The sequence below is a fragment of the Nocardioides baekrokdamisoli genome (assembly GCF_003945325.1).
Lineage (GTDB): Bacteria > Actinomycetota > Actinomycetes > Propionibacteriales > Nocardioidaceae > Nocardioides > Nocardioides baekrokdamisoli.
On sequence record NZ_AP019307.1, the window covers coordinates 1943102 to 1960909 of the forward strand.

At 66.9% G+C, this 17808-nt stretch carries 16 protein-coding genes; 14 read left to right on the top strand and 2 right to left on the bottom strand.

Going from position 1 to position 17808, the window contains the following annotated elements:
* The first annotated feature begins 34 nt into the window (after positions 1-34).
* Positions 35-499 (top strand): SRPBCC family protein, encoded by a 465-nt coding sequence (locus KCTC_RS09465; protein ID WP_125568917.1) that lies wholly within the window; start codon positions 35-37, stop codon positions 497-499.
* A 5-nt stretch (positions 500-504) separates the two neighbouring features.
* Here KCTC_RS09465 and KCTC_RS09470 read toward each other — a convergent pair whose 3' ends face one another.
* Positions 505-1650 carry an acyl-CoA dehydrogenase family protein gene (locus KCTC_RS09470; protein WP_125568919.1) on the bottom strand — a complete coding sequence of 382 codons (1146 nt, stop codon included), beginning with the start codon at positions 1648-1650 and terminating at the stop codon, positions 505-507.
* A 96-nt stretch (positions 1651-1746) separates the two neighbouring features.
* Between KCTC_RS09470 and KCTC_RS09475 the strand changes: the two genes are divergently transcribed.
* The 11 genes from KCTC_RS09475 to KCTC_RS09520 all read left to right on the top strand — a co-directional run bounded on the left by KCTC_RS09475 (position 1747) and on the right by KCTC_RS09520 (position 15187).
* Positions 1747-2367, top strand: coding sequence for a MerR family transcriptional regulator (locus KCTC_RS09475; RefSeq protein ID WP_125568921.1), 621 nt, complete (start codon positions 1747-1749; stop codon positions 2365-2367).
* A 72-nt stretch (positions 2368-2439) separates the two neighbouring features.
* A complete protein-coding gene (locus KCTC_RS09480; RefSeq protein WP_125568924.1) occupies positions 2440-3651 on the top strand; it encodes an acetyl-CoA C-acetyltransferase in 1212 nt (403 codons plus the stop codon).
* 29 nt (positions 3652-3680) lie between these two features.
* The gene (locus KCTC_RS09485; RefSeq protein WP_125568926.1) at positions 3681-5852 is read left to right on the top strand and encodes a 3-hydroxyacyl-CoA dehydrogenase NAD-binding domain-containing protein; all 2172 of its coding nucleotides are present in this window, start codon (positions 3681-3683) and stop codon (positions 5850-5852) included.
* 305 nt (positions 5853-6157) lie between these two features.
* Positions 6158-6754 (top strand): TetR/AcrR family transcriptional regulator, encoded by a 597-nt coding sequence (locus KCTC_RS09490; RefSeq protein WP_231998668.1) that lies wholly within the window; start codon positions 6158-6160, stop codon positions 6752-6754.
* Positions 6751-7590 carry a TIGR03084 family metal-binding protein gene (locus KCTC_RS09495; RefSeq protein ID WP_125568928.1) on the top strand — a complete coding sequence of 280 codons (840 nt, stop codon included), beginning with the start codon at positions 6751-6753 and terminating at the stop codon, positions 7588-7590. Before KCTC_RS09490 ends, KCTC_RS09495 begins: the two co-directional genes overlap by 4 nt.
* Entirely contained in the window at positions 7587-8831 is a 1245-nt protein-coding gene (locus KCTC_RS09500) for an acyclic terpene utilization AtuA family protein (protein WP_231998669.1), read from the top strand. The genes KCTC_RS09495 and KCTC_RS09500 overlap by 4 nt, the downstream gene beginning before the upstream one ends.
* Positions 8828-9181, top strand: coding sequence for an AtuA-related protein (locus KCTC_RS15055; RefSeq protein ID WP_231998670.1), 354 nt, complete (start codon positions 8828-8830; stop codon positions 9179-9181). Before KCTC_RS09500 ends, KCTC_RS15055 begins: the two co-directional genes overlap by 4 nt.
* Positions 9178-10371, top strand: coding sequence for an acyl-CoA dehydrogenase family protein (locus KCTC_RS09505; RefSeq protein ID WP_125568930.1), 1194 nt, complete (start codon positions 9178-9180; stop codon positions 10369-10371). Before KCTC_RS15055 ends, KCTC_RS09505 begins: the two co-directional genes overlap by 4 nt.
* Positions 10372-10382: 11 nt before the next feature.
* Entirely contained in the window at positions 10383-11981 is a 1599-nt protein-coding gene (locus KCTC_RS09510; RefSeq protein WP_125568932.1) for an acyl-CoA carboxylase subunit beta, read from the top strand.
* A gap of 9 nt (positions 11982-11990) precedes the next feature.
* On the top strand, positions 11991-14027 hold the full coding sequence (locus tag KCTC_RS09515) for an acetyl/propionyl/methylcrotonyl-CoA carboxylase subunit alpha (RefSeq protein WP_125568934.1): 2037 nt from the start codon (positions 11991-11993) through the stop codon (positions 14025-14027).
* Positions 14024-15187 carry an acyl-CoA dehydrogenase family protein gene (locus KCTC_RS09520; RefSeq protein WP_125568936.1) on the top strand — a complete coding sequence of 388 codons (1164 nt, stop codon included), beginning with the start codon at positions 14024-14026 and terminating at the stop codon, positions 15185-15187. The genes KCTC_RS09515 and KCTC_RS09520 overlap by 4 nt, the downstream gene beginning before the upstream one ends.
* 70 nt (positions 15188-15257) lie before the next feature.
* Here the strand turns inward: KCTC_RS09520 and KCTC_RS09525 are convergent, their stop codons facing one another.
* Positions 15258-15725 carry an RDD family protein gene (locus KCTC_RS09525; RefSeq protein WP_125568938.1) on the bottom strand — a complete coding sequence of 156 codons (468 nt, stop codon included), beginning with the start codon at positions 15723-15725 and terminating at the stop codon, positions 15258-15260.
* Between the two features lie 139 nt (positions 15726-15864).
* On the opposite strand from KCTC_RS09525, the gene KCTC_RS09530 reads away from it, so the two are divergent.
* Entirely contained in the window at positions 15865-16989 is a 1125-nt protein-coding gene (locus tag KCTC_RS09530) for a YihY/virulence factor BrkB family protein (RefSeq protein WP_125570106.1), read from the top strand.
* Entirely contained in the window at positions 16982-17725 is a 744-nt protein-coding gene (locus KCTC_RS09535; protein WP_231998671.1) for an enoyl-CoA hydratase-related protein, read from the top strand. The genes KCTC_RS09530 and KCTC_RS09535 overlap by 8 nt, the downstream gene beginning before the upstream one ends.
* Positions 17726-17808 lie beyond the last annotated feature (83 nt).

Here is a 17808-nt window from a genome sequence, read left to right on the forward strand (position 1 = left end):
TCTCAGTTCAAGCGGCCCGGGCTAGGGTGCGGTCATGCGCAGTGTTCCCACCCTCGAAGCCAGCATCGAGATCGCGGCCCCGGTCGCGAAGGTCTGGGCGATGGTCTCCGACGTACGCCGGATGCCGGAATGGAGCCCCCAGGTGCAGTCCACCCGACTGCGTACGGGCTTCGACGAGGTCGGGCTGGGCGCCCAGTTCACCAATCGGAACGTCAATGGCGAGGCCGTGTGGACCACGCATGCGGAGATCGTCCGCTTCGAGGTCGAGCGTGAGATGGCGTTCCGGGTCGAGGAGAACTGGCTGATCTGGTCGTTCGTGCTCGAGCAGACTGCCGCCGGCACTCGACTCACCCAGCGTCGCGAACAGCCCGAGGGCATCTCGGAGTTGTCGCACGAGCTGACGGTCGGCTTCTTCGGCGGGCACGACGCCTTCACCGAGGTGATGCGCGCCAGCACCGCGGACACGCTGACGGCACTGAAGGCGGCCGCGGAGGCCTGAGCTGGTCAGCCGAGGTTGAGGCTCCGGCCGATGATCTCCTTCATGATCTCGGACGTGCCGCCGTAGATCCGCTGGATCCGGTTGTCGACGTACGCCCGGGCGATCGGGTATTCGAGCATGTAGCCGTACCCACCGTGCAGCTGGACGCACGCGTCGACGACGCGGCCCTGCAGCTCGGTCGTCCACAACTTCGCCTTGGCGGCATCGGCCACCGTCAGCTTGCCCTCGAGCAGCGCCTCGACGCATCGGTCGACGTACGTCTGGGTGATCTCGACCTCGGTGACGAGCTCGGCGAGGCGGTGGCGGATGGTCTGCAGCGAGCCGATCGGGCTGTTGAAGGCCTTGCGGTCCCGGACGTACTGCATGGTGTCCTCGAGCGCCTGCTGGGCGCCGGCGATGGAGGCGACCGCGATCGAGAGGCGCTCCTGGGGCAGGTTGTTGGTGAGACCGAAGAAGCCTTCGCCCTCGTTGCCGATCAGGTTGGCGGCGGGGACGCGGCAGTTCTCGAAGATGAGTTCGGCGGTGTCCTGGGCATGCATGCCGACCTTCTCCAGGTTGCGGCCGCGGGTGAAGCCCGGCGTCCCGTCCTCGATCACCAGCAGTGACAGTCCCTTGTGCGGGTGCTCGCCCGTACGGACGACGGTGATCACGATGTCGGCGTTGATGCCGTTCGTGATGAAGGTCTTGGCGCCGTTGACGATGAAGTCGTCGCCGTCCCGGACCGCCTTCGTACGGATCCCGGAGAGGTCGGAACCGGCGCCCGGTTCGGTCATCGCGATCGCGACCACGGACTCACCCGTCGCCACCTTGGGCAGCCAGCGTGCCTTCTGCTCCTCAGTGGTGAGGTCGAGCAGGTACGGCATGCAGATGTCGGCCTGAAGGGTCGGCCCGAGGAGGGCGGGGCCGACACCGTACGCCGCCGCCTCCTCGCTGATGATGGCGTTGTAGCGGAAGTCGTCGATGCCGACGCCGCCGTACTCCTCGGGGACCGCGGCGAAGACGCCGAGCTCGCCGAGGCCGGCGAACAGCGACTTCGGCACGATGCCGGCGCTCTCCCAGTCGGCGTAGTGAGGCACCACCTCGCGCTCGATGAACGCCTTGACGCTGCGGCGGTAGTCCTCGTGCTCGGCCTCGTACAGGGTGCGGTCCATGACCGAGAGATTACGCGACCAAGGATCGTCCGCACCAAAGCCCGGATGACAGTGGGACTGGCACAGTTGCGGGCGCATCTGGCTAGAGTGTGGGTCATGAGTGCGGAGCCGGTCGAGCGGGACGTGTCGTTGCAGACCGTCGACGAGTTGGCGGCGGCGACCGGCTTCACGGTGCGTACGACCCGGTACTACGCCAGCCTCGGGCTCATCCCCCCACCGATCCGCAAGGGCCGTGTCGGCTACTACGGTCCCGACCACCGGGCGCGCCTCGAGTTGATCCGGGCGCTCCAGGATCACGGCTTCACCCTGCAGGGAGTCGAACGGTTCCTCGACGGTCTGCCCAAGGACGTCACTGCCGAGGATCTGGCGATCCAGCGTGCGCTGATCACGTCCTGGACCTCGGACTCAGCAGACGAGATTTTCGTCCGGATTGCGCGGGAACTGCGGCGGATGGGGCTGCCCAAAGATGCCCTGGCCCAGGCGCAGGAGATCTCCACCCGCTACATGGAAGGCCTGGTCCACGAGCTCAGCCGGGTGTTCCGCGATCAGGTGATCGAGCCGTTCCGGCAGACGCACCATTCGGCCGCTGAGGTGGAGCGGTTCGAGCAAACCCTGCCGCGGTTGCGTGACCTCACCGTGGAGGCGATCGTCGCGGCCTTCCAGGAGGCGGCCAACCGCACCATCAGTCGGAGTCTGGAGATCGGCATCAAGCCGTAGGTCACCGCTTCGTGTGACTCCGTTCACACCCCAGTCTCTTGATCGTGACAGTAGAAGTGTCACAATGGCGGCATGGCTGAAGCATTCATTTACGACCACGTGCGTACGCCCCGTGGTCGCGGTAAGAAGACCGGCGCCCTCCACGAGGTGAAGCCGATCGACCTCGTCGTCACCCTGATGAACGCGATCGAGGACCGCAACACGACCCTCGACACCGCCGGCATCGACGACGTGATCCTGGGCTGTGTCACCCCGATCGGCGACCAGGGCTCCGACATCGCCCGAGTGGCCGCGCTCAAGGCCGGTCTCGCCGAGACCGTCGCCGGCGTTCAGCTGGACCGGTTCTGCGCGTCGGGCCTCGAGGCCGTCAACCAGGCAGCTGCACGCGTCCGCTCCGGCTGGGAGGACCTGATCCTCGCCGGCGGCGTCGAGGCGATGAGCCGCATCCCGCTCGGCTCCAACGGCGGAGCCTGGGCGAGCGACCCGAAGACGAGCCTCGACACCGACTTCGTCCCGCAGGGCATCGGTGCCGACCTGATCGCCACGATCGAGGGCTTCACCCGTACCGACGTCGACGCGCTCGCCGCGCAGTCGCACGCCCGTGCCGCGAAGGCGTGGGCCAACGGCTACTACGACGACTGCGTCATCCCGGTCAAGGACCCCAACGGTCTGACCATTCTCGACAAGGACGAGCTCGTACGTCCCGACACGACGGTCGAGTCGCTCTCCGGCCTCAAGCCGTCCTTCGTCCAGCAGGGCCAGGACGCCGGCTTCGACGACGTCGCGCTCGCGAAGTACACCGAGGTCGAGGCGATCAACCACGTCCACCACGCCGGCAACAGTTCGGGCATCGTGGACGGCGCCTCGCTCATGCTCATCGGCAGCGAGGAGGCCGGCAAGAAGCACGGCCTGACTCCCAAGGCGAAGATCGTCGCCGGCGCGGTCATCGGCTCGGAGCCGACGATCATGCTCACCGGCCCGGCACCGGCTGCCCGCAAGGCGCTGGCCAAGGCCGGACTGACTGCCGACGACATCGACCTGTGGGAGATCAACGAGGCGTTCGCCTCGGTTGCCCTCCGGTTCATGAAGGACATGGGCATCAGCCAGGACGTCGTGAACGTCAACGGTGGCGCGATGGCGCTCGGTCACCCTCTGGGTGCGACCGGCGCGATCATCCTCGGCACTCTCGTTGACGAGCTCATCCGCCAGGGCAAGAAGCGCGGTCTGGCCACGCTCTGCGTCGGCGCGGGCATGGGTATCGCCACGATCGTCGAGATCGTCTGAGCCGGACAGAAAGACAGAGAGATACAGACATGACTGAGACTGCAGTCCGTTACGACATCGATGCCGACGGCATCGTCACCCTGACCCTGGACGACCCGAACCAGTCGGCCAACACCATGAATGCGCTCTACCAGAGCTCGATGAAGGCCGCCGTCGAGCGCCTCTACGCCGAGCAGGAGAGCGTCACCGGTGTCGTCGTCGCATCCGCGAAGAAGACCTTCTTCGCCGGCGGTGACCTGAACCTGTTGATGCAGGCGCGTCGCGAGAACGCCGCGGAGGTGTTCGAGGAGGTCGAGAACCTCAAGGACGTCCTGCGCAAGCTCGAGACCTTCCCGAAGCCGGTCGTGGCGGCCATCAACGGCGCTGCCCTGGGCGGTGGCCTGGAGATCGCGCTCGCGACCAACCACCGCATCGCTGTCGACGGCTCGTACCCGATCGGTCTGCCCGAGGTGAAGCTCGGCCTGCTGCCGGGCGGCGGCGGGGTCACCCGTATCGGCCGGATGTTCGGCCTGATGGCATCGATGACCGAGATCGTCGCCACTGGCGCCGAGTTCAAGCCCGCCGCTGCCCAGGCCAAGGGCCTGGTCAACGACCTCGTCGCCACCCAGGACGAGTTGATCCCGGCCGCGAAGGCGTGGATCAAGGCCAACCCCGACGCGATCGCGCAGCCGTGGGACCTGCCCGGCTACAAGATCCCGGGCGGTGCGCCGTCGAGCCCGGCTCTCGCCGCGTTCCTCCCGGCCTTCCCGCCGATGCTGCGCAAGCAGCTCAAGCAGGCCGACATGCGCGCGCCGAAGGCGATCCTGGCCGCGACGGTCGAGGGCCTTCAGGTGGACTTCGACACCGCGTCGCGGATCGAGTCGCGCTACTTCACGACGCTGGTCACCAGCCAGCAGTCGAAGAACATGATCCAGGCGTTCTTCTTCGACCTGGGCTCGATCAACTCCGGCGCCCTGCGTCCGAAGGGTGTGGAGAAGTACACGCCTCAGAAGGCGGTCGTACTCGGCGCCGGGATGATGGGCGCGGGCATCGCGTACGTGCTGGCGCGTGCCGGTGTCGAGGTCGTCCTCAAGGACGTCGCGATCGAGGCTGCGGAGAAGGGCAAGGCGTACACCGCTGCTCTGAACGAGAAGGCCGTCTCCCGGGGCAAGCTGTCCCAGGAGAAGTCCGACGAGATCCTGGCCCGGATCACCCCGACCGTCGATCCGGCGGCTGCGGCTGGGTGCGACCTGGTCGTGGAGGCGGTCTTCGAGAACGTCGAGCTGAAGCAGAAGGTCTTCAACGAGGTCATCCCGTTCCTGGCCGAGGGTGCGCTGCTGTGCTCCAACACCTCGACGCTGCCGATCACCGAACTGGCCAAGGGCATCGACGGCACTGACGCTGCTGCCCGGTTCATCGGTCTGCACTTCTTCTCACCGGTCGACAAGATGCCGCTCGTCGAAATCATCAACGGTGCTGAGACCTCGGACGAGTCGCTGGCCAAGGCGTACGACATCACCCTGCTGATCAAGAAGACCCCGATGATCGCCCACGACTCACGCGGTTTCTACACCTCGCGTGTGATCGGGACGATGATGGACGAGGGAGTCTCGATGCTCCTCGAGGGTGTCCACCCGATGACGCTCGACCGCGCGACCACGCAGGCTGGCTACCCGACTGGCGTGCTGCAGTTGGCCGACGAGCTCAACCTTGAGCTCATGAAGAAGATCGCCGTCGAGACTCGTGCTGCCGAAGGTGGCGAGCCGAACAGCATCGAGATCGTCGCGACGAAGATGATCGACCTCGGACGGGCGGGCCGCCTCCGCGGCGCCGGCTTCTTCAACTACGCGGAGGGCAAGCGCGCCAACCTGTGGGAGGGCCTGACCGAGCAGTTCCCGGTCGCCGACACGCAGATTCCGCTGGCTGACATCAAGGAACGGATGCTGTTCCGTCAGGCGGTCGAGACTGCGAAGACGTTCGAGGAGGGGGTCGTCACCTCGGCCGCCCACGCGAACATCGGCTCGGTCTTCGGCATCGGCTTCCCGTCGATGACCGGTGGCGCGGCGCAGTTCATCACGGGTTACGACGCCGCTGACGGCACGTACGGCATCGAGGCGTTCATCAAGCGCGCCGACGAGCTGGCCGACACGTACGGCGAGCAGCTGCGCCCGACGCAGTACCTGCGTGACATGGCGGCGAAGGGCGAGTCCTTCCCCGCCTGATTCGCTGTCGAAAGGTGAGGATTTCCGTGCCGAGAGGTGACGGAATCCCGCCAGATGATTGTGGCCCCCGAGGTTCGGCTCGGGGGCCACAATCATGTCTTGCCGAGACCCGACATCTGGCACGCCGAGACCCGACATCTGGCGGCGTACGGCTCGCCGGCACGGACGGGCTCGTCGCTCGCCCGGGCAGCCAGAATTCGGGTTTCGACTGACAAACGCCGGGTTTCGGCGTGACCGATGCCGGGTCTCGGCAGTAACTAAAAGTCAGGCTTGACTGTTTGTATGTCATGGGACAGGCTGTACCCGTGACCCAGGCCGTCGTACGCGTTCCGCAGGAGGAGCGGACTCGTGTGATGCGCCAGCGGCTGCTCGACGCGACCGCGGACCTGCTGGCCACTGAGGGTTTCGCCGCGACGACCACCATGTCGGTCGCCGAGCGAGCAGGAGTGTCACGCGGTGCGCTGCTGCACCACTTTCCGTCGAAGAATGACCTCGTCGTCGCTGCCGTTGCCCACGTGATGAGCAGCCGTGACGACGACCTTCGTGCCAAGGCGGACCGGATCACCGGCGCGCGTACGCGTCCCGTGCTGGAGATGCTGGCTGATCACTTCACCTCGCCGGTGTTCATGGCCGCACTCGAACTTTGGGTCGCGGCCCGGACGGACGAGGCGTTGCGGGCTGAGGTGTTCCGGCTCGAGCGGGAGGTCGGTCGGCAGACCCATGCCTTGACCGTCGAATTGCTCCACGCGGACGAGTCCCGCTCAGGAGTACGTGAACTCATTCAGGCCACTCTCGATCTGGTCCGCGGACTCGGTCTGGCCAGCGCACTGAGCGACGACGCTGCGCGTCGCAACCACATCCTCGACCAGTGGGCACTGACCCTCGAGAAGGAGTTGGCATGAATGCGAGCGAGCAGCGACGCGGAGCGTCGCCCATCGTTGATGAGGTCCTCGCTGACCTCGCGGCTGAGGGGGCGGCCGTCGAGTCGCTCGTCTCGGGCCTGACCGAAGAGGGCTGGCGCACCATGACCCCGGCGGATGGCTGGGACATCGCCACCACGATCGCCCACCTCCTGTGGACCGACGAGAATTCGGTGCACGCCATCACCGGCACCTTCGGCGACAAGGACGCCTGGGACGCGGTCGTGATGAAGGCGATCGCCGACCCGACGGGCTTCGTCGATGCCGAGGCGTACGCGCTCGCGAAGGAACTCACGGGCACTGAGTTGCTGGCCCGGTGGCAGGCCTCGCGCGCGGACCTGGACGCCAAGCTGCGGACGGTCCCCGACGGCCAGAAGATCATGTGGTTCGGCCCCCCCATGTCCGCGGCCAGCATGGCGACGGCCCGCCTGATGGAGACCTGGGCGCACGGGCTCGACATCGCCGATGCTGTCGGCGTCACGGTCGCGCCGACCGATCGGCTCCGCCACATCGCCAGCATCGGCGTACGTACCCGCAATTTCGCGTTCGCCAACAACGGTCTCGAGGCGCCCGCCGACGAGTTCCGGGTTGACCTGGTCGGGCCGCACGAGGACGTGTGGTCGTGGGGTCCGGAGGACGCGAAGCAGACGGTCACCGGCAGTGCGTACGACTTTGCACGCCTGGTCACCCAGCGCGTGAACCGCGCCGACACCGATCTGGTGGCGAGCGGCGCGGACGCCGAGCAGTGGCTCGGCATCGCCCAGTGCTTCGCCGGCCCTGCCGGCGGTGGCAGGCCCGTACAAGGAGGCAACGCATGATCCGCGTCGGCAACTGTTCCGGCTTCTACGGCGATCGCCTCAGCGCGATGCGCGAAATGCTCGAGGACGGCGAACTCGACTACCTGACCGGCGACTGGCTCGCCGAGCTCACCATGCTGATCCTCGGCAAGGACACCTTCCGGGATCCGAGCCTGGGTCATGCGCGTACGTTCCTCACGCAGATCAACGACTGCCTCGAGCTCGCGATGAGCAAGGGCGTGAAGATCGTCTCCAACGCCGGCGGGCTCAACCCCAAGGGACTTGCCGAGCAGATCGAGGCGCTGGGCACCAGCGCCAGGGTTGCCTACATCGACGGTGACGACCTGCGCGGCACGGAACACTTCCCTGGAGCGCTTACAGCCAACGCCTACCTCGGGGCCTTCGGCATCGCCGAAGCGCTCAGGGCCGGCGCCGATGTCGTCGTCACCGGCCGCGTCACTGATGCCGCCGTGGTGATGGGCCCGGCGATCGCCGCCTTCGACTGGAAGAAGGATGACTACGACCAGCTCGCGGGCGCGGTCATCGCCGGCCATGTCATCGAGTGCGGTACGCAGGTGACCGGCGGCAACTTCAGTGGGTTCCTCGACATCGACTTCTCCAAGCCGCTCGGCTTCCCGATCGCCGAGATGGCCGCGGACGGCTCCTGCATCATCACCAAGCACGCCGGCACCGGCGGCAACGTCACCGTCGACACCGTCACGGCGCAGTTGATGTACGAGATCCAGGGCTCGGCGTACCTCAACCCCGACGTCACCACGGACCTCACCACGATCCGGCTGGAGCAGGTCGGCGAGGACCGTGTCGAGATCACCGGCACGAAGGGCTCCGCCGCCCCAGACAAGACGAAGGTCGCGGTCAACAACGTCGGCGGCTATCGCAACACGGTCGAGTTCGTCCTCACCGGCCTCGACATCGAGGCCAAGGGCGCGCTGATCAAGCGCCAGGTCGAGGACGTGCTGCCCGACGGGCTGCGCCATACCTGGACGAGCTTCCGCGTACCCGCCCCGGACTCACCCACCGAGGAGGGCGCGGCCACGCTGCTGCGCCTGATCGCCTGGTCGACTGATGAGTCAGCGGTGGGCAAAGCCTTCACGGGTCCGGTCTTCGAGCAGGTCCTGGCCAGCTACCCGGGCTTCCACGTCACGGCGCCTCCGGGCAAGCCGTCCGTCTACGGCGTCTACACCCCCGGCTACATCCCTGCCGGGACCGTCACGGAAGAGGTGCATCTCCTGTGGGCATGATTCGAAGCGAACTCGGCCAGCTCGCGTACGCGCGCTCCGGCGACAAGGGCGGCAACGCGAACGTCGGCCTCTGGATCCCCCAGGGCAAGCCCGACGCGGCGGTCGACTGGCTGCTGGCCACCGTGACCGAGGAGTGGGTGAAGACCCTGATCCCGGAGGCCGCCGACATGCCCGTCGACATCGTGCCGCTGCCGAACCTTCGCGGGGTCAACGTCGTCATCCACGGCTGGCTCGGCGCCGGTGTCGCCGAGGGCGTCCGCTTCGACCCCCAGGCCAAGGGCCTCGGCGAGTGGCTGCGAGCCCGCATCATCGACATTCCCGAAGACCTTCTTGGAAAGGACGCCCTGTGACCGACTACGCCAAGGCTTTCGACTACGGCCTCACCGAGGAGCAGCTTGCGCTGAAGCACTCGGCCATTGAGTTCACCAAGCGGGAGGTGTCGCCGCACATCGAGCAGTGGGAACGCGACGGCGAGATCCCGCGTGAGTTCCAGAAGAAGCTCGCCGCGGCAGGTCTGATCGCGGTCGGTCTCCCCGAGGAGGCCGGTGGCGACGGCGGCACCCTGACGGACCTGTGTGTGATGCAGGAGGGCTTCATGTCGGCCGGGTGGTCCGGCGGGCTGATGGCCTCGGCCTTCACCCACGGCATCGCCCTGCCGCACCTGATCCAGCACGGCTCGCCCGAGCTGATCGACCGCTACGTACGCCCCACGCTGGCCGGCGACATGATCGGCTCGCTCGGCGTGACCGAACCCGGCACCGGATCCGACGTCGCGGGTCTCACCACCCGCGCCGTGCGCGACGGCGACGAGTGGGTGATCAACGGCGCGAAGATGTTCATCACCTCCAGCGTCCGTGGTGACTTCGTCACCACTGCGGTGCGTACGGCCGACACCGGCGCGCACGGCATCTCGATGATCGTCGTCCCCGCCTACGGCCCGGATGGTCAGCGGACGCCCGGCTTCTCGGTCTCCCGCAAGCTCGACAAGATGGGCTGGCTGGCCTCTGACACCGGCGAGCTCACGTACGACAACGTGCGAGTGCCGTACTCGAACCTCATCGGCGAGGAGAACCACGGCTTCTACTACATCGCCGAGAACTTCGTCGTCGAGCGGATCTGGCTCGCCACGATGGGCTACGGCCACGCGATGCGCTGCCTGCAGCTCGCGGCGCAGTACTGCCAGGACCGGGTCGCGTTCGGCAAGCCGCTGGCCGCCAACCAGGTCGTACGCCAGAAGCTGACCGAAATGCACCGGCAGGTCGCGGTGGCGCGGTCGTACACGCTTGAAGTTGCGCGCCGGCACGACGCCGGTGAGGTTGTCGTCGCGGAGGCCTGTCTGGCCAAGGAGACGGCCGTTGACACCGCGGTGGCGGTCGCCGACATGGCGGTTCAGTTGCACGGCGGGATGGGGTACATGCGGGAGACCGAGGTCGAGCGGCACTTCCGCGACGCGCGTCTGCTCCCGATCGGTGGCGGCTCGACCGAGGTGCTGGCTGATCTGGCCGCACGCCACCTCGGTTACGCGGCGGCACAGGGATGACGGAGGCAGTGATGACAGCAGAACTGACGGTCGAGGAGCAGCGTCGCGAGGCGATCACGGCCAAGATCGCCCACATAGATGACCTGCACCAGCAGAGCATTCATGCCGGCGGCGACAAATACATGGTCCGCCACCACGAGCGCGGCAAGTTCTGGGCGCGCGAGCGCATCGAACTGCTGATCGACGAGGGTTCGGCGTTCCTCGAACTGATGCCGCTGGCCGGTTTCGGACAGAACCAGTCGCTCGGCGGCGGTGTCGTCACCGGCATCGGTGTCGTCGAGGGCGTCGAGTGCATGATCATCGCCAGCGACCCGACCGTGAAGGGCGGCACGCTCACCGCGATCGGCCTGAAGAAAGGCTTTCGCGCGAGTCAGATCGCCAAGGAGAACCAGCTCCCGGTGATCAACCTGGTCGAGTCCGGCGGCGCCGACCTGCCGCACCAGAAGGACATCTTCATCCCGGGCGGCATGGCGTTCCGCAACATCACCAACGCGAGCGCGAACCGGCAGCCGACCATCGCGGTCGTCTTCGGGAACTGCACTGCCGGCGGCGCGTACATCCCCGGCATGAGCGACTACGTCGTCATGGTCAAGGAGGGCGCCAAGGTGTTCCTCGCCGGCCCGCCGCTGGTCAAGATGGCGACCGGTGAGGTCTCCGACGATGAGACGCTCGGTGGTGCCGAGATGCACTCGCGCGTCTCCGGTTCCAGTGACTACCTGGCCGAGGACGAGAACGATGCGATCCGGATCGCGCGTCGAATCGTCTCCCGCCTCAACTGGCGGAAGAAGGGCTTCGTCCCGCCGGCGACGTTCGCTGACCCGGACCTCGACGTCGAGGGCCTGCTCGACGTCATCCCGACCGACCTCAAGGAGCCGTTCGACCCGCGCGAGGTGATCCTGCGGATCGTCGACGGCACCAGTCCCGACAACGAGCAGCCGTACGACGAGTTCAAGCCCCTGTACGGCTCCTCGCTCTCCACCGGATGGGCGCGTCTGCACGGTCACCAGATCGGCATCATCGCCAACGCGCGCGGTGTGCTCTTCTCCCAGGAGGCCCAGAAGGCGGCGCAGTTCATCCAGCTGTGCAACCAGAAGGACACCCCGATCCTGTTCCTGGTCAACACCACCGGCTACATGGTCGGAGCGGAGTACGAGCAGGGCGGCATCATCAAGCACGGCGCGATGATGGTGAACGCGGTGGCCAACTCGAAGGTCCCGCACCTGACCATCAACATCGGTGGCTCGTTCGGCGCCGGCAACTACGGCATGTCGGGCCGTGCGTACGACCCGCGCTTCCTGTTCGCGTGGCCGAACTCGAAGTCGTCCGTGATGGGCTCGGAGCAGCTCGCTGGCGTCATGGAGATCGTGTCCCGCGAGGCTGCCGAGAAGAAGGGCGTGCCCTTCAACGAGGAGGAGTTCGCCGGGATCAAGGCGTTCGTGACCGCCTCCATCGACGAGCAGGCGGTCCCGGAATTCATGTCCGGGATGGTCTACGACGACGGCGTCATCGATCCGCGCGACACCCGTACCGTCCTGGCGATCTGCCTGTCGGTCATTGCCAACCTCCCGATCAAGGGCGTCGAAGGCGGCTTCGGCGTCTTCCGAATGTGAAGGACGATCATGACCACCCTTGTACGTAGTCAAGACTCTGCGCGCCAGATCGGCACCCTCCTGGTGGCGAACCGTGGCGAGATTGCCCGGCGCGTCTTCCGTACGTGTCGCGAACTCGGCATCCAGACCGTGGCGATCCACTCCGACGCCGACGCCAACATGCCGTTCGTACGCGATGCGGACGTGGCCATCCACCTCCCCGGCAACACTCCTGCCGAGACCTACCTGCGGGCCGACCTCGTCATCGAGGCCGCCAAGCGGGCAGGCGCCGACGCGATCCACCCGGGCTACGGCTTCCTGTCGGAGAACGCCGCCTTCGCCCAGGCTGTACGCGATGCGGGCATCGCCTGGATCGGACCGGACCCGTCCTCGATCGAGAGGATGGGCTCGAAGATCGAGTCCAAGAAGCTGATGGAAGCCGCCGGCGTGCCCGTCCTCGGCAACTTCGTCGCCTCTGGCGACGAAGCAAGCGGGCACGGCGGCGTCGACACGGCGACCGTCGAGGACCTGCCCCTACTCGTGAAGGCCAGCGCCGGTGGTGGCGGTCGCGGCATGCGGATCGTGCGCGACCTCGACAAGCTCGCCGACGAGATCGCGATCGCCCAGTCCGAGGCCGCGTCGGCCTTCGGCGACGGCACGGTCTTCGTCGAGCCGTACATCCAGTCCGGTCGCCACATCGAGGTCCAGGTCATGGGCACCGTGGACGGCGCCATCGTCTTCGGTGAGCGCGACTGCTCGGTCCAGCGTCGTCACCAGAAGGTCATCGAGGAGGCGCCGGCGCCGGCTCTGCCGCAGGCGACCCGTGAGGCGCTGCACGAAGCTGCCCGCAAGGCCGCCGAGGCCATCGACTACCGCGGCGCCGGGACCGTCGAGTTCCTGTACGACGTCCAGAAGGACCGCTTCTACTTCCTGGAGATGAACACCCGCCTCCAGGTGGAGCACCCAGTCACCGAGGCCATTTTCGGTGTCGACCTGGTGGCGATGCAGATCGCCGTGGCCGAGGGCCGCTCGCTTGCCAACGTCCAAGTCGGTGAGCCCCGCGGCCACGCGATCGAGGTACGCCTCTACGCCGAGGACCCGTCGCACAACTACCAACCCCAGTCGGGCCGGATCACCCGGTTCGAGGTGCCCGGCATCGTCAGCGAGTTCGAGACGCTGCGCCACGGCGTACGCCTCGACTCCGGGGTCGACAGCGGCGACGAGATCGGTACGTTCTACGACGCGATGATCGCCAAGGTCATTGTCTGGGCCGACAACCGCGACGAGGCGCTGCGCCGACTTGCCGCCGCGTTGGCGAATGCCGAGATCCACGGTCTCAAGACCAACCGCGACCTGCTCGTCAACCTGCTCCGCGACCCGGTCGTCACCGGTGCCACGATGGAGACGACCTGGCTCGACGGCGCGGATCTCGCTCAGCTCGGCGCCAGCCCCGTCGATGCCGACGCGCTTGCACTGTCCGGCTTGGCCGCATCGGTGGCACTCGCCGAGTACGCCCGCGCCCACTCGACGTACCAGTCGAGGATCCCGGCCGGCTTCCGCAACGTGCCCTCGCAGCCGCAGACCACCGGGTTCCTGGTGGGGGATGAGGACTTCGACGTCCGCTGGTACGGCGGGCGCGCGTACACCTCGCCGGACCTCACGACCACCAAGGTGATCTCGGCCGCTGCGGATGCGGTCGTCCTGGAGACCGACGGCGTACGCCGGGCGTTCGTGGTCCATCTCGACGGCGCCCATGTCGACGTCGAATCGGCGCTCGGACACGTGGCGCTCAAGCGTCGGCCGCGGTTCATCGACCCCGCCACCCAGGTGGCGGTCGGATCGTTGCTCGCTCCGATGCCTGGCAGCGTCATCTCGATCCGCGCCGCGGTCGGCGACCGGGTCGAGGAAGGTCAGCCCCTCGTGGTCATGGAAGCCATGAAGATGCAGCACACCATCGCCGCGCCGTACGCCGGCACGGTCACCGAACTGGACGTCCGCGAGGGCAGCCAGGTGGACGCCGGCGCGGTGCTGGCCGTCGTCACGCCCGATGAGGAGTCAGCCGAATGACCAGCTTTAGTGAGACCGACGAGCGCCTCGCGCTGCGGGAGTCCGTCAAGGGCATCGCCGGCAAGTACGGCCACGCGTACATCGAGAAGCAGGCCAAGGAAGGTGGCAAGACCACTGACCTGTGGCTCGACATGGGACGCAACGGCTTCCTCGGGGTGAACATCCCCGAGGAGTACGGCGGCGGTGGCGGCGGGATGGCCGACCTAGCCGCAGTCCTCGAGGAGACGTCGGCCGCTGGCGCCCCGCTGCTGATGATGGTGGTCTCGCCTGCCATCTGCGGCTCGATCATCAACCGCTGCGGCACCGAGGAGCAGAAGAAGCGCTGGCTGCCGGCCATCGCCGACGGCTCGCTGCTGATGGCCTTCGGCATCACCGAGGCCGACGCCGGCTCGAACGCCCACAACATCACCACCACCGCGACGCGTGACGGCGACGGCTGGGTTCTCAACGGGCAGAAGACCTTCATCTCGGGTGTGGACGAGGCCCAGTCGATCCTCATCGTGTCGCGTACCGCCGATGCCAGGACCGGCAAACTCAAGCCGGCGCTTTTCGTCGTCCCGACGGATTCGGAGGGCTTCAGCAAGCAGGTCATCCCGATGGGCTGGTCCGCTCCGGAGAAGCAGTTCACGCTGTTCCTGGACAGCGTACGCGTCCCCCACGACGCGCTCGTCGGTGACGAGGACGGCGGCATCTGGCAGCTCTTCGCGGGACTCAACCCCGAGCGCATCATGGGCGCCGCGCTGTCGTGCGGCATGGCACGGTACGCACTGGACAAGGCCGTGACGTACGCCAAGATCCGCTCGGTCTGGAAGGACCAGCCGATCGGTGCTCACCAGGGCATCCAGCACCCGCTGGCGAAGGTCAAGATCGAACTCGAGCAGGCACGTCTGTTGTGGCAGAAAGCCGCGGCGCTCTACGACGCCGGCGACGACTTCGGAGCCGGCGAGTACGCCAACATGGCCAAGTACGCCGGCGGCGAGATCGCCTGCAATGCGGCCGATGTCGCGGTGCACACCCATGGCGGGAACGGCCTCACGGTCGAGTACGGCCTGGCGAACATGCTGGTCGCAGCTCGACTCGGCCGGATCGCTCCGGTCAGTCGGGAGATGATCCTCAACTTCATCGCCATGCACTCGTTGGGCTTGCCGAAGTCGTACTGATCAGCTCGTGTGCGCACCAGCGCGCGCCATGGCACCGGCTGGTGCGCACAAGGCGCTGCAACGGGGTCGGTCAGACCTTCTGGGCCTCGATCACGACCGTGCCGACGATCATGTCCGCGAAGGTCTGGTGCTTCTTGTCCCACAGCGGCCAGAAGTAGCCGATGTAGCACGGGAGCGCGTCGAGGATGTGAAGGAGCGCGCGACCCAGGGCAAGCCAGGCTCCGATCGGCTGACCGTTGTCCTCGCGGATCAGTTTGATGCCGACGATCCCCTTGCCGAGGGAGTAGCCGGTGCGGCCCTGTCTGATCATCAGGTTCCAGATGCCGAAGGCGAGACCAGCGACGACACCGATGATGATCAGGACGATCGCAAGGCCGAGCATGCCACCGGACAGGTCGAACTTCATGGTCGGCTCGGTGTAGGCGTAGCCGTCCGAATACCGAGTCACCGTCTGATCGGTGTGCAGGTGGCTGAAGATCATGATGTAGCCCACCCACAGCGGCGCGACGGCGAGCGAGCTGAACAGCCCGTCCAGCAAGTGCGCCGAGGCGCAGGCCCCAGTGCGCGTACGTCGTGGACAGCGGCGGTGGGGGTGGCGGAACGGCGAAGTCGGTCATGCGGGTCATTGTGTCCGACCACGCGGCGGCGTGGGACCCAGATACGCTGCACCGGTGGGGATGTCCGAGCGATGGGATCGCTATCAGCGCACCCATCCGTGGATCGGATTCCCGCTGAGCGTGGTCTACAAGTTCTTCGATGACTCGGGGAACTACTTGGCCGCGATCGTCACCTACTACGCCTTCATCGCGATCTTCCCGTTGTTGCTGTTGGGGGCGTCGATCCTGGGCTTCTTCCTGCGTGGCAACGAGGACCTCCAGAACCAGTTGCTGAACTCCGCCCTGAGCCAGTTCCCGATCATCGGCAACGATCTCAAGGCTCAGAGGTTGCATGGCTCCACGGTCGGTGTGATCGTCGGCGCGGTGGCCGCCACGTACGGTGCGCTCGGCCTCGGGCAGGCGATCCAGAACACCGTGAACATCGCGTGGTCGGTGCCGAAGAACAGCCGCTTCAACCCGATCGTCACCCGCCTGCGGAGCCTGGTGATGCTGGCCACTGCTGGGCTTGCGCTGCTGATCGGATCGATCCTCGCCACGCTCGCGACGGACACGAAGGTCTGGGGAACTTCCCTGTCCGCGCCGATCAGTTGGGCCTTGTCGTTCGTCTCGCTGCTGCTGACCGGGTGCGTGCTGACGCTGCTCTTCCGGATGGCGACCACGCGTGAACATCCGCTGCGCAACGCGGCCCCCGGTGCCTTCTTCTTCGCACTGTCCTGGTTGGGCCTGCAGTGGATCGGCGCGTTCTACGTCGAACACGTCATCCGGGGCGCGTCCGGAATGAACAAGGACTTCGGCTTCGTCCTCGGGTTGATGGTCTTCATCTATCTGGCGGCGATCTTCAGCGTGATCGGCGTCGAGATCAACGTGGTCCTCGCACGGCGACTCTGGCCGCGGGCCCTGCTGACACCGTTCACCGACAAGGTGGACCTCACCGACGCCGACCGCCGGGCGTACGCCTCCTATGTGCTGATGCAGCGACACAAGGGGTTCCAGACCATCGCGGTCTCGTTCGACGGCCGCGACGGCACCACGTACGACGTCGTCATGGACCCCACCTGGATGCAGAAGGTGGGGCGCACCGTACGCCGCCGCACCGGAGCAGGATTCAAACGCAGCCGCATTCCCGACGACCATTTCGGGCCGCACGAATCGTTCGGCCCCAGTGAAGGAGACCCCCGTGAGTGAACTCGTCCACCTGAGCGTTGCCGACGGCATCGGCACGATCACTCTCGACTCCCAACACAACCGCAACGCGTTGTCGCGCCAGCTCGTGACCGAGCTGTTCGACGCGCTCGCGGCCGCCGAGGCCGATGAACATGTCACCGTGATCGTCCTCGCCGCCGAGGGCAAGGTCTTCTGCTCCGGCGCGGATCTGTCCGAAGCCGGGTCCGGTGACATGACCGAGGGCCTGCGCGCCATCAACCTCCTCCAGCGCACGATCGCGACGTCGGCCAAGCCGGTGGTGGCCCGGATCCAGGGCCCGGTACGCGCCGGCGGCCTCGGCATCGTGGCCGCGACCGACATCGCCATTGCCTCGTCGGCGGTGACTTTCGCGTTGACTGAGGTCCGGCTGGGGCTGGCTGCGTACTCGATCTCGTTGTCGATCCTCCCGAAGATGGCACCTCGTGCCGCGTCCTACACCTTCCTCTCGGGTGCGACGTTCACCGCGGCTGAGGCAGCCGAATGGGGCCTCATCACGACAGCGGCCGATGATCTGGACGCCGAGGTCGGCCGCGTGGTCGGCGAACTCTCGCAGGGTGCGCCGTCCGGACTGCGCGAGACGAAGAAGCTGCTCAACGCCGACCTGGTCGCGCGGATCGATGCGCTGGGTGAGGAGATGGCGACGTCGTCGGCCGCACTGTTCGCCTCGGATGAGGCTCGGGCCGCGATGACGGCCTTCTTCAGCCGGCCCAAGGGCTGACGAGCGAGGCTGAATGCCGCGCTCGCGCGGGCAATCGTGCCGAGCGAGGAGGTCCCGCCGCGGAAGGCGGCAGTCGTAGTCGA

Bases quoted from the DNA above. Each gene is read 5' to 3' on its own strand.
- KCTC_RS09510 (WP_125568932.1), top strand. From the start codon at position 10,383: ATGACAGCAGAACTGACGGTCGAGGAGCAGCGTCGCGAGGCGATCACG.
- KCTC_RS09465 (WP_125568917.1), top strand. From the start codon at position 35: ATGCGCAGTGTTCCCACCCTCGAAGCCAGCATCGAGATCGCGGCCCCG.
- KCTC_RS09470 (WP_125568919.1), bottom strand. From the start codon at position 1,650: ATGGACCGCACCCTGTACGAGGCCGAGCACGAGGACTACCGCCGCAGC.
- KCTC_RS15055 (WP_231998670.1), top strand. From the start codon at position 8,828: ATGATTCGAAGCGAACTCGGCCAGCTCGCGTACGCGCGCTCCGGCGAC.
- KCTC_RS09480 (WP_125568924.1), top strand. From the start codon at position 2,440: ATGGCTGAAGCATTCATTTACGACCACGTGCGTACGCCCCGTGGTCGC.
- KCTC_RS09530 (WP_125570106.1), top strand. From the start codon at position 15,865: ATGTCCGAGCGATGGGATCGCTATCAGCGCACCCATCCGTGGATCGGA.
- KCTC_RS09520 (WP_125568936.1), top strand. From the start codon at position 14,024: ATGACCAGCTTTAGTGAGACCGACGAGCGCCTCGCGCTGCGGGAGTCC.
- KCTC_RS09495 (WP_125568928.1), top strand. From the start codon at position 6,751: ATGAATGCGAGCGAGCAGCGACGCGGAGCGTCGCCCATCGTTGATGAG.
- KCTC_RS09515 (WP_125568934.1), top strand. From the start codon at position 11,991: ATGACCACCCTTGTACGTAGTCAAGACTCTGCGCGCCAGATCGGCACC.
- KCTC_RS09500 (WP_231998669.1), top strand. From the start codon at position 7,587: ATGATCCGCGTCGGCAACTGTTCCGGCTTCTACGGCGATCGCCTCAGC.
- KCTC_RS09475 (WP_125568921.1), top strand. From the start codon at position 1,747: ATGAGTGCGGAGCCGGTCGAGCGGGACGTGTCGTTGCAGACCGTCGAC.
- KCTC_RS09485 (WP_125568926.1), top strand. From the start codon at position 3,681: ATGACTGAGACTGCAGTCCGTTACGACATCGATGCCGACGGCATCGTC.